Origin of the sequence: Aeromonas sp. 96A (assembly GCF_051919165.1) — a bacterium.
In the GTDB taxonomy this organism is placed as follows: domain Bacteria; phylum Pseudomonadota; class Gammaproteobacteria; order Enterobacterales; family Aeromonadaceae; genus Aeromonas; species Aeromonas veronii.
This window is the reverse complement of the sequence record NZ_JBQBFE010000001.1, coordinates 4,314,639-4,332,554: the sequence shown is the minus strand read 5'-3', so window position 1 is coordinate 4,332,554 and position 17,916 is coordinate 4,314,639. Positions and strand designations below refer to the sequence as shown.

Sequence of the window (17,916 nt, the reverse complement as noted above, 5' to 3'; positions counted from 1 at the left end):
CCACATCCCTACAAAAAAGAAGGTTTTAATGGACGCGCATAGCACTACACTCGCCAGCCCCGTGATGGGCACGCTGGAATGGAAAGAAGCGGTTCGCTTCGACAGCACCGACTGGGGCTGGATCATCATGAGCATCGGCATGGCCATCGGTGCAGGGATCGTCTTCCTGCCGGTACAGGTAGGTCTGATGGGCTTGTGGGTCTTTCTGCTCTCGGCGGTGATCGGCTACCCCGCCATGTACATGTTCCAGCGCCTCTTTATCAACACCCTGGCCACCTCGCCGGAGTGCAAGGATTACCCCAGCGTCATCACCGGCTACCTTGGCAAGAACTGGGGTGTGCTGCTCGGCGCGCTCTACTTCGTGATGCTGGTGATCTGGGTCTTCGTCTACTCCACCGCCATCACCAATGACAGCGCCTCCTTCTTGCAGAGCTTCGGCGTCACCGACGGCCTGCTTTCCGAAAACCCGCTCTACGGTCTGGTGCTGATATGCGGTCTGGTGGCTCTGGCCTCGCGCGGCGAAAACCTGCTGTTCAAGATCTCCACCTTTATGGTGCTGACCAAGATCAGCGTGGTCGCAGTGCTCGGCCTGATGATGGTGGACAAGTGGGATGCGGCCAACATCACCGCCATGCCCGCTGCCGGTGACTGGATGAAGGATGCCATCATCATGCTCCCCTTCACCCTCACCTCCATCCTCTTTATCCAGAGCCTGAGCCCCATGGTGATCTCCTACCGCTCGCGGGAAAAGTCGCTGGAAGTGGCCCGCTTCAAGGCGATGCGCGCCATGAATATCGCCTTCGGCATCCTGTTCGTGGTGGTGTTCTTCTACGCCGTCTCCTTCACTCTTGCCATGGGTCACGATCAGGCGGTTAAAGCCTCCGAGGAGAACATCTCCGCGCTGGCCATGGTAGCCCAGGGGATGCCCGGCCAGACCCTCAAGCTCCTGAGCCTCACCCTCAACATCTTCGCGGTGATGACCGCCTACTTCGGCGTTTACCTCGGTTTCCGTGAAGCCTGTCAGGGGCTGGCAATGAACCTGCTGCGCCGCGTCATGCCGGAAAACCGCATCAACAAAGGATTGGTAGGCAAAGGGATCATGGTGTTTACCGTCATGCTCTCCTGGGGTGCCATCGTGCTCAACGCACCGGTACTGAGCTTCACCTCCATCTGCAGCCCCATCTTCGGCATGGTGGGTTGCCTCATCCCGGCCTATCTGGTCTATCAGGTACCGGCGCTGCACAAGTACAAGGGCACCTCCCTCTACATCATCATCGTCACCGGCCTACTGCTCTGTGTCTCGCCCTTCCTGGCGTTCAACTGATCGGTGTCCCCTTATCGACCGCGGGTCACCTTCGGGTGGCCCGTTTTCTATTGGGGCGGCTGACGGCGCCCCCGCCCGGAAGTAAAAAGCCAAGGGGATCACAACTTGCAACCGGCCATCACCCAAGGGAGGCCGCTCGGAGTACTATTCAGGCAACACGAATCACGCCCGCACTCAGGTATCGAGGCTTAACATGAAATGGATTTTCAACCCCGCCATCCGGCTGGGCAATCAGCTCTCCTTCAAATACAAATTCCTGCTCTGGTCCTGCCTGATGCTGCTGCCACTGGCGTACAGCATGACCAATCTGCTGGGGCGGCTACAGGATGACAACGCGCAGGCCAACCGGGAACTTGCGGGAGTGATCAATCTCGCCCCCGTTCCCGCCATCGAGCAGACCCTGCTTAACCATCGCAATCTGGTGACCCGCCACGCCTATGAGGTGGATCCGGTCGGTGACGATCAGGTCAAGGCGGCCGCACAAGCGGTGGAGCTGAGCCTGCAAGCCTTTGCCGACACCCGCCAGAACAACCCCTCCTTTGAGGTGATCAAACAGGGCTGGGCCGCCCTGCAGGGCGAAGCGGGCAAGCTGGAAGTGGAGCAGAGCAACCTGCGCCACGACAAGCTGCTGACCGAGGTGCGCCACCTCTACAAGCACATTACCGCCAGTAGCAGCCTGATCCAGGATCCGGCACTCGGTACCTACTACATGGTGATCCTCGCCAGCGAGCGGTTGCCGCAGCTGCGCGACCTGCTGGCTCAGGTGCGAGATCGCGCCGCCACCATCGCCGATTTCGGCCTGTTTCAGGCCGAGGGCTACAGCGGCCTGCGTTTTCGTCTCGACCTCATCAGCGCCACCCTGCAGGAGCTGGAGGCCGATCTGACCCTGCTCTACCAGATGGAACCGGCCTACCGCGCCGAGCTGGGTCAGCAGACCGATGCTCTGATACAGCTGGTGCGTCAGGGGGTCGAGACCATGGAAAACAAGATGATGAAGGATCAGCTGGTGCAGCTCTCCACCAAGGAGGTGCAGGCACTGGGGGATAAGATGGACGAGGCCATCACCGCACTGGCAGGCCAGGTACGCCAGCGGCTGGAGGCCGACTTACATCAGCGGCTGACCGCCAACCAACGCCACTTCTGGTGGATCACCGCGCCGCTGACCGCCAGCTTGCTGCTCTACCTCTACCTGATGATCGGCGCCTATCTCTCCCTGCGCGACACCGTAGGGCGGGTGCGTGATATCGCCGCCCGGGTCAACGCCCAGGATCTCAGCCAGCATATCGAGATCGTCGGTCAGGACGAGCTGGCCGCCATCAGCCGGGATTACAACGTGACCCTGGAGACCCTGCGCACCCTGATGCTGCGAGTGCGTGAAAATGGCGTCACCGTGGTGGAGAGCGCCACCGAGATCGAAGCGCGCACCTGCCGCTCGCAGGAGGTGATTGCCGATCAGCAAGGGGAGACCCATCAGGTCGCCACCGCCATCAAGGAGCTGGCCGCCACCTCACAAGACATGGCGGGCAACGCCCTGCAAGCCGCCCGCATGACCCAGGAGGCGCAGAACGTGGTTGGTCAGGGCGAGGATGTGGTGGAGCGCACTATCAAGGCAATCGACCATATCAACCGCGAGGTGCTGCGCACCGCCGACACCATCGGCCAACTGGAGCAGCAGTGCAGCCAGATTGGCGGCGTCATCAGCGTGATCCGCGGCATCGCCGAACAGACCAACCTGCTCGCCCTCAACGCCGCCATCGAAGCGGCCCGGGCCGGTGAGCAGGGTCGCGGCTTTGCAGTGGTGGCCGACGAGGTGCGGTCTCTTGCCAACCGCACCCAGGGGGCTACCGTCGAGATCCAGCAGATGATTGAACAGCTGCAATCCGGTGCCCGCGCCTCGGTCACCGCCATGTCGGCGGCCAGCCATGAAGCACAGGAGGGGGTCGGGCTGGCGCAGGAGGCAAAACAGGCCTTCGGCGCCATCACCGAGAAGGTGGATCGGATGGTCGATACCAACGCCATCATCGCCAGCGCCATCGAGCAGCAGGGAGCCGTGGTCAACGAGATCGAACGCAACGTGGTGCGCATCTCGGATGGCAGCGACGAGGCGCTGCAAGTGGCCAACGCCGCCCGCGATGCCGCCCGCCAGATCCACCAGCTCACCGAACAGCTGCGCGCCATGGTACAGAGCTTCGTGCTGTAACAGAGCGCTGACAAGCCGGGCTCAACGTGAGCCCGGCATTATCTCGGTCTCGCCCCTGCCAACAACATCTCGGTTGCTCGGATAATCCAGAAAATCTCTGCGACCCACTTGCCGGGCAAACGCCAACAAAGTAGTCTCGAACGAAAACAAAATGCGGCATTCCCGACACGCACGGTCTGCGATGTCGAGGGAAACCAAGCCGCCTGCGAGCCACAGATTAAAACCAGCGTCACGTCATCTATCACCCGCTTCAAGCGAGGGTTTACCCATGGCCAGATACCAGTTTTTTACCATTCCGGCGTCCAATCGGCAGCAATACACCTTTATCGACATGGCGTCTCCGACTTTTCTGAGTGAAAAGGCGGCACTGCTGACCCAAGGATTCGAGGTGGAGGAGGACTTTATTGACGCGACCACTCCACGGGAGGCCGTCGAGAAGTACCAATCCAATTTTCTCTATGTAGCGGATGAGATAGGCAAGTCCGATAGCAGCTACGCCGCGGCCGTCGCCATGCTGGAGATTGGCAAGGGGTTATTGGGCAATAAAACCCGCTGAGATAAGGCACCGCGGTGAAGAGTGGTGGCCATCGTGGCAACGCGCCCGATGGCCATATGGCAAGACATCAATTCGGTAAGTCAGAAGCGCCCCAGCTGCTGGAGCATCTCGATCAGCTCCTCTTCGCTGCTCGGCTCATAGGCCAGCTGAAGGCTCGGCGCAGCGCCCCCCATCAGCATGTAGACGTTGGTGCTGCAGTGGTCGTAGTGATACCACTTACCGTCGATACAGACGTCGGTATAGCATCTCGGGTCCCTTTTCAGTTCCATATGCACATCCTTTTGTTACATCCCATCAACATCACTCCTGACCGTAAGACAACCCGCTGCGACCTATCTTGATACAGATCAAAATGTGCAACGGCAGTGCTCCTGCGGGCGCAATTCCTGCTGTTTTCCTCCCGGATGGCGGTTTGTACCGCAAGCATCCCCCACTTCTCTCCCTTCTCTTCCTTATCTCCCTTCTATTCGCTGACTTGAGCCTGATTACACTTAGCCCTGTCGACCCACACCACCATCTGGAGTTATACCGATGAAACCGAGGCTTTCCACCCCCACGATTTTCTCGCTCTTGCTATGTGGCACACTGCTTGTGCAGCCTGCTCTTGTGCTGTCGGCCAAGGCCGCCATCGACCCCAAGCCTGCCAGCGAATTTACCATCAAGGCTAACCAGCAGGTGCTCACCACCCTGCCCTTCAATGACAAACAGGATTTCGAGGATGCCCAGCGCGGTTTCATTGCCAAACCCGATACCCTGACCATCAAGGATGACAAGGGTAACGTGGTGTGGGATCTGGAGCAGTACAAGACCTACATCGGCCTCGATAAGGCCGCGCCGGAGACCGTCAACCCCAGCCTGTGGCGCAATGCCCAGCTCAACATGCAGTACGGCTTATTCAAGGTCACCGACAAGATTTACCAAATTCGCGGCTTTGATCTCTCCAACATCACCTTTATCGAAGGTAACAAGGGATGGGTGGTGTTCGATCCGCTGATCTCCCCGCAAACCGCCAAGGCGGCGCTGGCCTTCATCAACAAGACCCAAGGGGAGCGCCCGGTCACCGCGGTGGTCTACAGCCACTCCCACGTGGATCACTACGGCGGTGCCGCCGGTCTGTTCAACTCGCTGGACGAGGTGAAAAAGAATGGCGTCGAGATCATCGCGCCGGAAGGATTTACCGAACACGCGGTGTCGGAGAACGTCATCGCCGGCAATGCCATGGCCCGCCGCGCCGTCTACATGTACGGCGCCCTGCTGCCGCGCAACCCGCAGGGGGGCGTCAACGGCGGTCTGGGGCAAACCACCTCCACCGGCGTGCCCTCGCTGCTGCTGCCGACCCGCTTTATCACCAAAACCGGTGAAACGCTGACGGTCGATGGCGTCAAGATGATCTTCCAGATGACCCCGGGCACCGAAGCCCCGGCCGAGATGAACACCTGGTTCCCGGACAGCAAAGCATTGTGGATGGCCGAAAATACCACCAACACCATGCACAACATCCTCACCCTGCGCGGCGTCCAGGTGCGTGATGCGCTGAAGTGGGCCAGCTTTCTCAACGAGACCATCGAAACCTGGGGTGATCAGGCCGAGGTCAAGTTCCAGAGTCACCACTGGCCACGCTGGGGCAATGCCAATATCGTCGACTACTTCAAGAAGCAGCGTGACCTCTACAAATACATCCACGACCAGTCGGTGCGCCTGATGAACATGGGTTATACCGGCGAGGAGATCTCCGAGCAAATCACCCTCCCCCCGAGCTCAACGACTTCTGGCCGAACCGCGGTTATTACGGCACCCTGCGCCACAACAGCCGCGCCATCTATCAGCGCTATATGGGCTGGTACTCCGGCAACCCCTCCGATCTCGACAACCTGCCCCCAGAAATGGTCGGCCCCAAATATATCGAGTTCATGGGGGGCGAGCAGGAGGTATTGAAAAAGGCCAAGGCCTCGTTCGACAAGGGGGAGTATCGTTGGGTAGCAGAAGTGCTCAAGCATCTGGTGTTTGCCAACCCGAACAACACAGAGGGCAAGCTGCTGCTGGCAGATGCACTGGAGCAGCTGGGCTATCAGGCTGAATCCGGCCCGTGGCGCTCCGTCTATCTGCAAGGCGCCTATGAGCTGCGCAATGGCGTTCCTAATGTTGGCGGAACAGTCACCGCCTCGCCGGACACCATCCGGGCCATGAGCCCCAGCATGCTGTTTGACTATCTCTCGGTGCGCATTAATCCCGAGAAAGCGGCGGGCAAGAAGATGGTCATCAACATGGCGTTCACCGACATAGAGGAGAAACATACCCTGAGTCTGGAGAACTCGGTACTGAACCACACTACCCGCTATGCCGCCAAGCCTGATGTGACCATTACCCTGAGCAAGAAGACGCTGGATGATATCCAGCTCGGTCAGGGCACCATGGAGCAGAAGATCGCCAACGGCGAGATCAAGATCGAGGGTGATCAGCAGAAGTTCAGTGACTTCATCAGCCTGCTCGACAAGTTCAACTTCTGGTTCAACATAGTGACGCCATGATGCAACGCACCTTGCGCGCATGCATGGTCCTGCTCTGCCTCATCCCCGGGATGGGGCAGAGCTGTGGTTATGATGCCCTTTATCCCAATCCGTTCGAACAGAGCTGGCCGGGGACGGTCAATATTGCCATGGCCACAGCGACTGCGGTGAGCCGTGAGCAGTTACCCCCCTTGGCAGCTCTGACAGGCGAAGCCGGCTTCTCCCGTAGCCAGGCATGGCTCCAAACCCTCAAAAGTCGACTCCAGCAGGCAGGGGTAGGCGGCGGGATCTCCATCCTGCTTATCGACTCAGGACTCTGGTCCAGAGTACGAGGCAAGGAGTCCCTACTGCTCCAGTTGCACACCAGCGGCCCAAACCCAAAAGACCGGGTGATGCTGCTGAGTGAAGCCGCCATCAACGCCATGTTGAACGGGTCGCTCACCATCGAGCAGGGACTGCAATTGGGTATTGTGGAGCTGCAAAGAGACGACAATCAGCAGTTGCAGCGGGATCTGCACAAGGCGCTGAGCTCGCAGACCTGACCACCACAGGAGAAACAGATAGGACAAAGGGAGGCAAATGCCTCCCTTTTTTATGCCTTCACGGCAAACGTCAAGCGCGGGCGCTTATTCGTCTTCCAGATAGGCGTAGCCTTGCAGGCCCAGCTCCAGCTCGTCGAGCAGGGCTTTGCGAGTGGCATCGTCCAGCGCCGGGTGAGCGGCGATCCGCTGGTAGTTTTCGCGGATCACGGACGGGTCGATGTTGACGTAACGCAGCAGCTGGTCGACGGTGTCGCCGCGCACCACGTTGCGAATGTCCATCTTGCCCTCTTCGTCCAGCCACACTTCCGCGCAGTGGGTGTCACCAAACAGGTTGTGCAGATCCCCTAGGATCTCCTGATAGGCACCGACCAGGAAGAAGCCGACGTGGCACTCTTCGTTCTCGCCGTAGACCGGCATCGGCAGGGTGCTCTCGACCCCCAGACCGTCGACATAGTGCTCGACCTGACCGTCGGAGTCACAGGTGATATCCATCAGGATACCGCGACGGCTAAGCGGACGATCGAGACCCGCCAGCGGCATCACCGGGAATACCTGACCGATACCCCAGGCATCCGGCAGAGACTGGAACAGGGAGAAGTTGGCAAAGCACTTGTCCGCCAGCTTTTCACTCAGCTCGTCAGCCAGCGCACGGTGGTTGCGGTTGACCGGATTGAGCATCTCTTTGAGCGCCAGACAGGTGTTCTGGTGCAGCATCTCGGCCCAGGCACGCTGTTCAAGGTTCAAGAGGCCCATGGTGTACTGGGTATTCACGTCACCCAGATCTGCCACCGAGTCATGGAAGATCTCCAGCAGGGAGGGATCTTCGCTGCGCAGATCCAGCCAGCCTTTCCACATGTTCTGCAGAATGGTCGGTGCATCTTCGTCCGGCGCGCTGATGTCGTTCATCTCCACCCCTTCGGCACCAATGATGTTGGTGACCAGCACGGCGTGGTGGGCAGTCAGGGCACGGCCGGACTCGCTGATGATGGTCGGGTGCGGCAGATCGAACTCTCGGCAGACATCACCGATGCCCCATACCACGTTATTGGCGTACTCGGAGAGGCTGTAGTTGGCGGAGCAGTGGCTCTGGGAACGGGTTCCCTCGTAGTCCACACCCAGGCCGCCGCCGACGTCCACGACTTCGATGTTGGCACCGAGGCGACGCAGTTCGGCGTAGAAACGGCCGCACTCACGGATGCCGCCCTGAATGTCGCGGATATTGGCGATCTGGGAGCCCAGATGGAAGTGCAGCAGTTGCAGGCAATCCAGCTTGCCCAGCCCGCGCAGACGTTCGATCAGCGCCAGGATCTGGGAGGCGGAGAGACCAAATTTGGACATGGAGCCACCGCTCGATTCCCACATGCCGGAGCCGGTGGAAGCGAGCTTGGCACGCACCCCGATGTTGGGCTTGATGTTGAGACGAGCTGACTCGTCCAGCACCATTTCCAGCTCGGAGGGCTTCTCCACCACGATGTAGACCTTGTGGCCCATCAGGTTGCCCAGGAGGGCGTGGCGGATATATTCGCGGTCTTTGTAACCGTTGCAGACGATCACCGAGCCTTGCTCATGGTGATGGGACAGCACGGCCAGCAGTTCCGGTTTGGAACCAGCTTCCAGGCCAAGCCGGGGCTTGTCGCTGTAGGACTGGCTGATGGTCTCGATGACGCGACGCTGCTGGTTTACCTTGATCGGGTAAACGCAGAGGTAGTCCCCTTCATAGCCTGACTTCTCGATGGCCTGACCGAAGGCGTTGAACAGCGCATCGACCCGACTCTTGAGGATGTCGGGGAAACGCAGCAGTACCGGAGTGGTCAGCCCGGATTGACGCAACTGTTCGATGGCGTCGGAGAGCACGATCTGTGCATCAGGGCGTGATTTGTCGGGAGCGACGGTCACATGACCGGCGTCATTGATGTTGAAAAAACCCGCACCCCAGTAGGGAACGTTGTAGACCTTCAAGGAGTCCTTGCTGGACCAGTTAGTCATGGGCTATGCCTCGCAAATGAGCGACCCAAAGTCGCCTTCGTTACCCTCAATCACATCCAGACCATCTAGTGCAGAGTACGGCGAGCGCTGCCATCACGAGACGCAGCCACCCAAACCAACCTTTTGCACATCGCGGCAAGCCAGAGGCTGCCTGGTGGATCTTGGGGAAGTAACGAGTCTTGATGTGGGGCTGGTGGCTTTACATCAAGCTCAACGGTATGCGGTGCCACTATGCCGTGGCGCCGCGGTACTTTGATGACAGACGACATCAGCCACGCCGTCAGTTCATCATTCGGCAGCGATCCCGACAGAAGGAGAGGGTTCCAAGGAAGAGAAGCGAAGGCGCCAGCACGCATGCGTGTTGATAGACGACAACAACCACAGCCCACCTCACCGTCAGTGACCGCCCATGACAAGGGAAGATGATGAGCCGGTGGCCCACTCGGTCAAATGAAGGATGAGAGTCTGTTGTTCTCCCTGATACCGGAGCCTAACCGGTATTAAAGAAACCATTCCCCAGCAGTGTCTGTCGTTTCTGCGTGCCTCGCCCTATAGGCGTATGATCGGTCGGGTTTCTGGCGGCTCTGCCTGCTTCAGGGTTGCCCTTGGATCGGCGCGGAGTGTACACACTTACCGCGGGCAGTGACAATAAAAAATAGTGTTCAAAATCCCCTTTTAATAAGTCGATCAAATCTTGCTGGCGGGCAGGCGGGCTATGGGATGGCGCAGGTTATGCGACAGCCCGGTTTCCCCTTGAAAAGTGTGTGAAAACGCCATGATTGGGCTGACGCCTTGCTGTGCGGTCGCTGAGGGGAATTTGGCCGCCACCGCCAGCGCCTAAATATCGCAATAAATGCCACATTTATGCGTTCTCCCTCCCGGACGTTGCTCCGCGCGCCGCACATTCGCCGCTCTTCCCTTGCGTCAAAAAATGGGAAAAACCTGCGCTGACGCAATGAGTGCCCCGCACGGATTGGCCACAATGACCGCTCACAATCGGTTAGAGGCTGACTAATGGATACCCTGCTTGAGCGTTTTCTGCGTTACGTAACTTTTCATACCCGCTCCGATGAGACCAATCCAGCCTGCCCCAGCAGCGAAGGCCAGCTGATCTTTGCCCGTGCCCTGCAAGAAGAGATGAAGGCGCTGGGGCTGAGCCAGGTCACCCTGGATGAACACGGCTACCTCACCGGCTGCCTGCCAGGCAACCAGCCGGACGCCCCCGCCATCGGCCTGATTGCCCACATGGACACCGCCGACTACGAGGCGGAGCACGTAGTACCGCAAATCATCGAAAACTATCAGGGCGGCGACATCTGCCTTGGCAAGGGTGACGAGGTGCTCGCCATCCGTGACTACCGCTTCCTGAAAAACTATCTGGGTCAGGATCTCATCACCACCGACGGCACCACCTTGCTTGGCGCCGACGACAAGGCAGGCATTGCCGAAATCCTTACCGCCATCGCTCACCTGCAGGCCCACCCCGAAATCCCCCGCGGCGATATCTGGGTCGGCTTTACCCCGGATGAAGAGATTGGCCGTGGCGCCAACCTGTTCCCGCTGGAGAGATTCCCGGCCAAGTGGGCCTATACCGTGGATGGCGGCGAACTGGGCGAGCTGGAGTATGAAAACTTCAACGCCGCCAGCGCCACGGTGCGTTTTATCGGCAATAACGTCCACCCCGGCACCGCCAAGGGCAGCATGATCAACAGCCAGACCCTGGCCGCCCGCTTCCACGCTGCCATGCCTGCCGAGCAGACCCCGGAGTGCACCGAAGGGTATGAGGGCTTCTTCCATCTGGCCCAGATGAGCGGCACCGTGGAGGAGAGCACCCTGCACTACATCATCCGTGACTTCGACGACGAGCACTTTGCCGCACGCAAAGCCGAGATGCAGAACCGGGTGGCCGCCCTGCAGGCCGAGTATCCGAAGGCCCGCATCGAGCTGACCCTGACCGACAGCTATCGCAACATGCGCAGCCAGATTGAGCCGCACATGCATATCGTCGAGCTGGCCAAGGCCGCCATGGAAGCCGCCGACGTGGTGCCAAAAATCAAGCCCATTCGCGGCGGTACCGATGGCGCCCGCCTCTCCTTTATGGGTCTGCCCTGCCCCAACCTCTTCACCGGTGGCCACAACTTCCACGGCAAGCACGAGTTCATCCCGCTGCAATCGATGGAGAAATCGATCGCCACCCTGGTGGAGCTGGTGCGCCTCACCGCTGCCTGGCGCGGTTAATCGGTAGCTGTCATTACCAGGGCAAAAGGGGGGAGCCGGTTTACCGGCTCCCCCCTTGCTATCTAGCCATCACCCATCAACAAAGGGAAACCGGGGAGAGTCGCTCAAGAGCAACTGGCTGCCACTGCCATCAAACTGTCATCCCGCTGACATGTCGCGGGAACAGTGTCACATCATGCTGGGAGCAACGGATCGCCGGAGCCCCCCAGATGTTCACTATCGATACCCTGCTGACCCAGCACTTCCCCCGCCTGCTTGGCTACCCCCTGCTCACCCCGCTGTTAAAGCGGCTGCTGGGCTGGCTGCTCAACGAGCAGGCCTTTGCCGACTTTGCCGCCCGCTACCCGCACCTGCGCGGCCTCGACTTTGTCGAGCAGGCGCTGACCCAACTCGATTTCGACTATCGGGTCAGCGAGGCGCAACTGGAGCATATTCCCGCCAGCGGCCGGGTCATTCTTGTTGCCAACCACCCCATCGGTTCGCTGGACGGACTGGCGCTGCTGCAACTGCTCGGTCGCATCCGCCCCGATGTGAAGATCGTCGCCAACCAGCTGCTGGCACAGCTCGCGCCGCTGCGCCCTTTGCTATTGCCGGTGGACAATATGGAGGGCAAGACCGATCGACAGGCCATCCTCGCCATGAACGAACACCTCGCCCATGAAGGGGCACTGGTGATCTTCCCGCAGGCGAAGTATCTCGGCTTGGCCTCAAGGGGGTGAAAGACGGCCCCTGGCAGGCAGGCTTTATCAAACTGGCCCAGCGCACCCGCACCCCGCTGGTGCCCATCCATCTGGGAGGGCGCAACAGCCTCTGGTTCTATCTCGCCTCCTGGCTCAACAAGCCCGCCTCCGCCCTGTTGCTGGTACGCCAGCTGTTTCGCCAGCAGGGGCAAACCCTGCCGGTGACCATAGGAGCGCGCATTCCGCTCGGCAGCTTTCAGGAGCTGCCCGCCAAGACGGCGGCGCGGCTGGTGCGCAACCACCTCTACCGGATTGGCCGTGGCAAGGCGGGACGGCTGCAGACCGAGGCCCCCATCGCCATGCCGGAGGATCGCCGCCAACTCAAACAGGCCATCGAAAGCTGCGAACAGCTCGGCACCACCCCGGATGGTCAGGGGATCTACCTCTACCGCCGCCATGAACTGAGTCACTCGGTGATCCTGCGCGAGCTGGGGCGACTGCGGGAGATCGCTTTTCGCGCGGTGGGGGAAGGATCCGGCAAGCGGCGGGATCTCGATGGTTTTGACAACGACTATCACCACCTGATCCTCTGGGATCCGGCCCGACTCGACATTATCGGTGCCTACCGGTTCGCCCCTGTGGCGGAGCTGCTGGCCAGCAAGGGGAAGGATGGTCTCTACAGCCACACCCTGTTCGGCTTCGAGGATAAGTTGCTGCCCCGACTGGAGCAGGCCATCGAGCTTGGCCGCAGCTTTATCCAGCCCGCCTACTGGGGCAAGCGGGGGCTCGATTATCTCTGGTTCGGCATCGGTGCCTATCTGGCCCGCTATCCACGCTACCGCTACCTGTTTGGCCCGGTGTCGCTCTCCGGCAGCCTGCCGCTGGCGGCCAAGGATCTGCTGGTGAGCTTCTACCGCCAGCACTTTGCCCCCGAGCTGGCGCTGGCCCCCTCCCGCCGTCCCTACCCCGAGACGCAACCTCTGTTCGAGGGGGTGGATTACGGCGCCGATCTCAAAGCACTCAAGGCCCGTCTCGACAATCTGGGCTGCGCCATCCCCACGCTCTACAAGCAGTACTCCGAGCTGTGCGAGCCGGGCGGGGTGCAGTTTATGGATTTTGGCATCGACCCCGACTTCAACCACTGCATCGACGGGCTGGTGTGGGTCGATGTGAGCCGCATCAAGTCCCACAAGCGGGCCCGCTATATCGGCAGTCATCTGGCCGAGCCGCGCTTATAACCCTGCAGGCGCCAGGCAAACAGCCAAAGGCAAAAAAGGAGAGAGAGGCCATCGCCTCCCTCTCCTTTCGCTCTCATGCTCAGCACCTTTTCGAGGCGCTCGGCCCATCTGGCGTTACTCGGCCGCCTTGCGATCCGAGTGGCCGAGATCCCGCTCAGGGGCGATAATATCGCGCACCCGCTGCTTGATCTCCTTGGCCTCGGGGAAGCCGTCATCGACCACCCGATCCCACACCTGCACCCCACCCACCAGAATGCGGAACTCCCCCTTGCTGGCCGGCACCAGCGCCACCTCCCCCAGATCGCTGTCGAAGGTGGAGAGCAGCTCCTGCGCCAGCCAGGCGGCGCGCAGCATCCAGCGGCAGAGGGTGCAGTAGCGGATTTCGATGCGGGGTTTGCTGATCAGGGTTTCAGACTCGGTCATGAGTGACTCCATAAAAAAGCGACAATGGCGGGAAGTGGCGTACTTCCGCCCAATGGCCGATCCCGGTTTGGTCAAATCAGTGCTGATCAACCCCATGAAAATCGGCCAGCCAATGGCGGGCAATGGTACGCATCGCCGATTCTGGCAGCTCGAACAGGCCGGGTGCAAGAGGGCCTGCCGCCAGCATCCGGATCCCTTCCATGATCTCCGCCAGCACCAGATAGACATATTCACCAATCACGGCGCCATGGACGAAGTTGACCGCCTCGCCCCGGTTGAGCAGGTAGATCTGGGTACCATCCGGCCGGTTAAGGGCCAGCACATGAGGGCACACCTCTTCGCTCGGCCACGGCAACTGGGCCAGCGAGAAGGCAAACTCGTCGTCGGCCGAGGTGACCGAGGCGACCATGGTGCCGGGGCGCAGCGCCTGCAGATCCGCCAGGTCCAGCGAGCCATTGCCGGTAGAGCAGATGACCAGCTCGGCACGGCTCAACGCCTCGGCCTTGGTGATCAAGCGAAAACCGTGAGAGAGCGCTTCGACCTGTCGCAGCACATCTGTTTCCACCAGCCCGAGATGGAGGTTGCGACAGCGCAGGTCGCGGGCGATGCTGCGCCCCACCTTGCCATAGCCAAACAGCACGGCTTCGCAGACGTTGAAAGTACGGTTGAGGTTACGAGCCAGCGACTCCGCGGAGTAGACCACGCTCAAACCAATCTGGATATCCTCGGCCTGCTTGAGGGGGCTGCGTGCCACCGACACCACCGGGGTTGCCAGCACCTCCTGTTCATAGCGCTGATGGCCGTTCTCGGTCATCTCCACCACCCCGAGGAAACGGGGGCCGAAGTATTCACTCAAGATCACCTGGGTTTTGGCAAAGTAACCGCCGATATCGAGGATCAGCAACCGCTCGTGGGGGGCCACCAGCGGCGCAATCTGCTGGATGAGGCTGTCGGGATCATTGGTCCAGCGCCGGTTGAGGGGCAGCACCGGATAGTGTTGTGATACCCACTCCAGGGTCGGGCCGTGTACCGATTTCGGTTTGGGCAAAATGGCGCCAATCCGCCCAATCCGGGAAAGCGCTTCGATAAAACGGGGGCGATCGGGAAGCAGGTGAGTGACCAGCAGAATGCAGAGACCATCGATGCGTCCCTGTCCGGTGAAATGGCGAAAAAACAGATGCTCAGATCCTTGACTGCGCAACTGTGGCCTCCTTATGTGCCGCAAAGCAGGCAAACAGAACCCGGCGCGGCCGGGTTCTGTGTGTGTCCAAATAAAATGAAAAACCTTTTTATCTGAAACACATAGGTGGCTCAATCATTATCTGCCAAGAGTATGAGCGGGTATGCAAAAATGACTGTAATTGCCTGTTTTTCATGCAAAAATCAGTACAAAGAAGCAGCAGGCCACACCCACCACAGGCTGAGCCCGGTTCCCGCGGCAGCGAGCAGGATCAGTCCCACCCAACGCACTGGCCACGGCTTGTCACGCAACACCCACTCCAGCAGCGGCAGCAACCAGACCGGCAGCAACACCACCAGCGGCACCTCCACATATTGCCAGGCCAGCATCTGGACGAAGGCGAGGGTCAGCACCAGACCGGCTGGGGCTACCTTGATGCCAACAAAGGTGGCAAGCAGGGCGCGAAAACCGGCGAAAGCGGCCAGCGCACCGGCCAGCTGGGCAATCAGCAGGCTGCCATCGATGCCGATCACCAGCGCCAGCCAGATAAAGCCGAGGGCAAACCCGAGCCCCTCGCGGCTGTCACCGCGCAAGGTGCTCCAGCCAAACCAGAGGATGGCGGGCAGTAGCGCCAGCCAGATCCCGGGTTCGCTCGCCAGTACCGAGGCCAATCCCTGCCACCACACCAGCGCACTGAACACCGCAAAGAGCAGCAGTGAACCACGCAGATCGTTCACCTGAGCTGCAATGGCGGACACCAGCAGGGTCAGCGGCAGCCACTGCCAAGCCTTTTCCGGCATGCCATAGAGGCCGCCGAGCCAGGATCCCACCAGCCAGAGCGCCAGCGCGCCCCACAGATAACCCAGTCGCGGCCAGCGCCACGATAGCAAAGCGGCTCCCAGAGGAGCCGCCAGGGTTTGCAGCAGAAGTTCCGCGCCCATTACTTGCGCACGCCTTCGACAAACAGGTTGATGTTCATCTCGTCCGGGATGCCGGGCAGCATGTAGCTCACGCCAAAGTCACTGCGTTTGATGGTGGTGGAGGCGTTGAAGCCGCTGCGGTAGCCGCCCCAGGGATCCTTGCCTTCGCCAATTTTGACCAGCTCGAAGGCCACTTCCTTGGAGACACCGTGCAAGGTCAGGGTCCCTTTCAGTACGCCTTTATCCTTGGTGCCCTCGTAAGCGGAGCTGACGAAGGTCATCTTGGGATACTGCTTCACGTCGAGGAAGTCAGGACTGCGCAGGTGCTTGTCGCGGGCCTCGTGATTGGAGTCGACGCTGGCGGCATCCACTTCAAAGCTCGCCTTGGCCGCCGCCGGGTTGGCGTCATCCATGCTGAAGGTGCCGCTGAAGGTGTTGAAGCGACCCACCAGCTCGGAGAAGCCCAGGTGACCCACCTTGAACTGCACTGTGGTGTGCGCCGCATCCACATCGTAATCCGCCGCCATCAGAGGGGTCGCCATAAACAGGCAGGAGGCCAGCAGAGCCTTGGTCATTTTCATCCGTTCGTTCCTTCATCTTGGGGTTCACATCAGTGGTTAAAATGCTAACCTCGTTCTGAAGATGAATAATCAGTGATTTATTAAATTCATTATTTACTGAGGATGGAAAATGGACCAGATCGCCGCCATGCGTACCTTTATCAAGGTGGTGGAGTGCCAGAGCTTTACCAGGGCTGCCAACCAGCTCGGCATCTCGGTCGCCATGGCCTCCAAGCTAATGCAGCAGCTGGAGGAGTCCCTCGCCACCCGGCTGCTGTCGCGCACCACCCGTCAGGTCAATCCCACCGAAGCGGGCCAGTTCTACTACCAGCGCTCCCTCGCCTTGCTGGCGGAGCTGGAAGAGACCCACAGCCAGCTGACCCACCACAACCAGCAGCCGAACGGCACCCTCAAGCTCTCGGTGCCGATGGATTTTGGCTATCTGCACCTCTCCCCCGCCCTGCCGCTGTTTCGCCAGCGCTTTCCCGATCTCAAGCTCGATATCGAGTACAGCGACCGGCGGGTAGCGCTGGTGGAAGAGGGGTTCGATCTGGCGCTGCGGATCGGCCACCTCAGCGACTCCTCGCTGGTGGCGCGCCAGCTTGCCACCATTCGGGTCGAGCTTTGCGCCAGCCCCGCCTATCTGGCACGCAAGGGCAGACCGGAAAAACCCGAGGATCTCAAACAGCACGACTGTCTGATCTACACCCTGACCCAGCCGGAGTGGCACTTCAAACGGGGAAACGAGCAGCAGAGCATCCGGCCACAGGGGCCACTGCGGGCCAACAACGGGGTGGCGCTGACCCGCGCCGCTTGTGATGATCAGGGCATCATATTGCAGCCCACCTTTATCGTGGGGGAGGCCCTGCGGTCAGGACAGCTGGTCAGCCTGCTGCCAGAGTGGGACAAGGGAGATGTGGGACTTTATGCGGTCTATCCGCACCGCCGCTTCGTCTCGGCCAAGGTGCGCTGCTTTATCGAGTTCGTGCAGGAGCGCTATCTCGCCCCGCAACAGTGGGATAAGCTGGCATGATTGCCAGAGCAGAGGATACGGCCTGACTGTCCGGCCTTCTGGTACAGCTTGAAACCTAACGCTGGTCGGGTGCGGTGGTGGATGCGGCAACAGGGGTGAGCTTGGCTAGCAGACGCTCCTGCTCGAGGCTTAACTGCCAGCGTGGCAGACGGGTGCGGATCACCGACAACTGCGGCTCACTGAGGGCATAGGGGAGCGCCACTTCAATCTCGGGGCAGTCAAACATGGCGGCCAGCTGCAGGATCAAAATGAGGTTTGCCTCGTCGGTCTTGTGCTTGTTGACCCGTTTGCGGATCTCGTGGCGCAGCTGGGTTTCGGGGTCCTGGGTCATCGCCTGCCAGCCGAAACCGAACAACGGCACCAGCGCGCTGACAATCCCCAGCGCCGTCATCGGCTGCTTGGGGGGATGATAGAGTGCGTTGAGATCCAGCCGAACAGGATTCTGACGAACCTCACCCTCACCAAATAAAATCGTTTTCGTCATTGGATTACCCGTTATATTCCACTAGACTGCGCCGCATATTTTACC

At 60.2% G+C, this 17,916-nt stretch carries 13 protein-coding genes and 2 pseudogenes; 8 read left to right on the top strand and 7 right to left on the bottom strand.

Annotation, left to right across the window (positions count from 1 at the left end; genetic code table 11):
• Nucleotides 1-28 precede the first annotated feature (28 nt).
• The 3 genes from ACTG2W_RS20170 (at nt 29) to ACTG2W_RS20160 (ending at nt 4,080) form a co-directional block, all read left to right on the top strand.
• Nucleotides 29-1,324 (top strand): amino acid permease, encoded by a 1,296-nt coding sequence (locus ACTG2W_RS20170; protein ID WP_005334398.1) that lies wholly within the window; start codon nt 29-31, stop codon nt 1,322-1,324.
• A gap of 193 nt (nt 1,325-1,517) precedes the next feature.
• The gene (locus ACTG2W_RS20165; protein ID WP_106842645.1) at nt 1,518-3,524 is read left to right on the top strand and encodes a methyl-accepting chemotaxis protein; all 2,007 of its coding nucleotides are present in this window, start codon (nt 1,518-1,520) and stop codon (nt 3,522-3,524) included.
• Between the two features lie 268 nt (nt 3,525-3,792).
• Complete coding sequence (locus ACTG2W_RS20160; protein ID WP_005361772.1) at nt 3,793-4,080, top strand: hypothetical protein; 288 nt, start codon at nt 3,793-3,795, stop codon at nt 4,078-4,080.
• 80 nt (nt 4,081-4,160) lie between these two features.
• Here the strand turns inward: ACTG2W_RS20160 and ACTG2W_RS20155 are convergent, their stop codons facing one another.
• A complete protein-coding gene (locus tag ACTG2W_RS20155) occupies nt 4,161-4,349 on the bottom strand; it encodes a hypothetical protein (protein WP_005334402.1) in 189 nt (62 codons plus the stop codon).
• Between the two features lie 262 nt (nt 4,350-4,611).
• Between ACTG2W_RS20155 and ACTG2W_RS20150 the strand changes: the two are divergent.
• Nucleotides 4,612-6,608: pseudogene (locus ACTG2W_RS20150) on the top strand (alkyl/aryl-sulfatase).
• Nucleotides 6,605-7,129, top strand: a complete 525-nt coding sequence (locus ACTG2W_RS20145; protein WP_005353417.1) for a hypothetical protein — start codon at nt 6,605-6,607, stop codon at nt 7,127-7,129. The pseudogene ACTG2W_RS20150 and the gene ACTG2W_RS20145 overlap by 4 nt, the downstream one beginning before the upstream one ends.
• A gap of 84 nt (nt 7,130-7,213) precedes the next feature.
• On the opposite strand, the gene speA is transcribed toward ACTG2W_RS20145, so the two are convergent.
• On the bottom strand, nt 7,214-9,115 hold the full coding sequence (gene speA, locus ACTG2W_RS20140; RefSeq protein ID WP_106842647.1) for a biosynthetic arginine decarboxylase: 1,902 nt from the start codon (nt 9,113-9,115) through the stop codon (nt 7,214-7,216).
• Between the two features lie 1,014 nt (nt 9,116-10,129).
• On the opposite strand from speA, the gene pepT reads away from it, so the two are divergent.
• On the top strand, nt 10,130-11,353 hold the full coding sequence (pepT, locus tag ACTG2W_RS20135) for a peptidase T (RefSeq protein WP_106842648.1): 1,224 nt from the start codon (nt 10,130-10,132) through the stop codon (nt 11,351-11,353).
• 209 nt (nt 11,354-11,562) lie between these two features.
• Nucleotides 11,563-13,271: pseudogene (locus tag ACTG2W_RS20130) on the top strand (lysophospholipid acyltransferase family protein).
• Nucleotides 13,272-13,385: 114 nt separating this feature from the next.
• On the opposite strand, the gene ACTG2W_RS20125 reads toward ACTG2W_RS20130, so the two are convergent.
• The 4 genes from ACTG2W_RS20125 to ACTG2W_RS20110 all read right to left on the bottom strand — a co-directional run bounded on the left by ACTG2W_RS20125 (nt 13,386) and on the right by ACTG2W_RS20110 (nt 16,375).
• A complete protein-coding gene (locus ACTG2W_RS20125) occupies nt 13,386-13,694 on the bottom strand; it encodes a SelT/SelW/SelH family protein (protein ID WP_106842650.1) in 309 nt (102 codons plus the stop codon).
• 76 nt (nt 13,695-13,770) lie between these two features.
• On the bottom strand, nt 13,771-14,895 hold the full coding sequence (locus ACTG2W_RS20120; protein ID WP_005334409.1) for an adenosylhomocysteinase: 1,125 nt from the start codon (nt 14,893-14,895) through the stop codon (nt 13,771-13,773).
• 182 nt (nt 14,896-15,077) lie between these two features.
• Nucleotides 15,078-15,815 carry a hypothetical protein gene (locus ACTG2W_RS20115; RefSeq protein WP_106842651.1) on the bottom strand — a complete coding sequence of 246 codons (738 nt, stop codon included), beginning with the start codon at nt 15,813-15,815 and terminating at the stop codon, nt 15,078-15,080.
• A complete protein-coding gene (locus ACTG2W_RS20110; RefSeq protein WP_021229336.1) occupies nt 15,815-16,375 on the bottom strand; it encodes a YceI family protein in 561 nt (186 codons plus the stop codon). Before ACTG2W_RS20110 ends, ACTG2W_RS20115 begins: the two co-directional genes overlap by 1 nt.
• 109 nt (nt 16,376-16,484) lie before the next feature.
• Here ACTG2W_RS20110 and ACTG2W_RS20105 point away from each other — a divergent pair, with 109 nt between their 5' ends.
• Entirely contained in the window at nt 16,485-17,387 is a 903-nt protein-coding gene (locus ACTG2W_RS20105) for a LysR family transcriptional regulator (RefSeq protein WP_106842652.1), read from the top strand.
• 55 nt (nt 17,388-17,442) lie between these two features.
• Here ACTG2W_RS20105 and ACTG2W_RS20100 read toward each other — a convergent pair whose 3' ends face one another.
• Nucleotides 17,443-17,871, bottom strand: a complete 429-nt coding sequence (locus ACTG2W_RS20100) for a hypothetical protein (RefSeq protein ID WP_106842653.1) — start codon at nt 17,869-17,871, stop codon at nt 17,443-17,445.
• Between the last annotated feature and the right edge of the window lie 45 nt (nt 17,872-17,916).

Bases quoted from the DNA above. Each gene is read 5' to 3' on its own strand.
- ACTG2W_RS20160 (WP_005361772.1), top strand. From the start codon at position 3,793: ATGGCCAGATACCAGTTTTTTACCATTCCGGCGTCCAATCGGCAGCAA.
- ACTG2W_RS20110 (WP_021229336.1), bottom strand. From the start codon at position 16,375: ATGAAAATGACCAAGGCTCTGCTGGCCTCCTGCCTGTTTATGGCGACC.
- ACTG2W_RS20125 (WP_106842650.1), bottom strand. From the start codon at position 13,694: ATGACCGAGTCTGAAACCCTGATCAGCAAACCCCGCATCGAAATCCGC.
- ACTG2W_RS20170 (WP_005334398.1), top strand. From the start codon at position 29: ATGGACGCGCATAGCACTACACTCGCCAGCCCCGTGATGGGCACGCTG.
- ACTG2W_RS20100 (WP_106842653.1), bottom strand. From the start codon at position 17,871: ATGACGAAAACGATTTTATTTGGTGAGGGTGAGGTTCGTCAGAATCCT.
- speA (WP_106842647.1), bottom strand. From the start codon at position 9,115: ATGACTAACTGGTCCAGCAAGGACTCCTTGAAGGTCTACAACGTTCCC.
- pepT (WP_106842648.1), top strand. From the start codon at position 10,130: ATGGATACCCTGCTTGAGCGTTTTCTGCGTTACGTAACTTTTCATACC.
- ACTG2W_RS20155 (WP_005334402.1), bottom strand. From the start codon at position 4,349: ATGGAACTGAAAAGGGACCCGAGATGCTATACCGACGTCTGTATCGAC.
- ACTG2W_RS20165 (WP_106842645.1), top strand. From the start codon at position 1,518: ATGAAATGGATTTTCAACCCCGCCATCCGGCTGGGCAATCAGCTCTCC.
- ACTG2W_RS20115 (WP_106842651.1), bottom strand. From the start codon at position 15,815: ATGGGCGCGGAACTTCTGCTGCAAACCCTGGCGGCTCCTCTGGGAGCC.
- ACTG2W_RS20145 (WP_005353417.1), top strand. From the start codon at position 6,605: ATGATGCAACGCACCTTGCGCGCATGCATGGTCCTGCTCTGCCTCATC.
- ACTG2W_RS20105 (WP_106842652.1), top strand. From the start codon at position 16,485: ATGGACCAGATCGCCGCCATGCGTACCTTTATCAAGGTGGTGGAGTGC.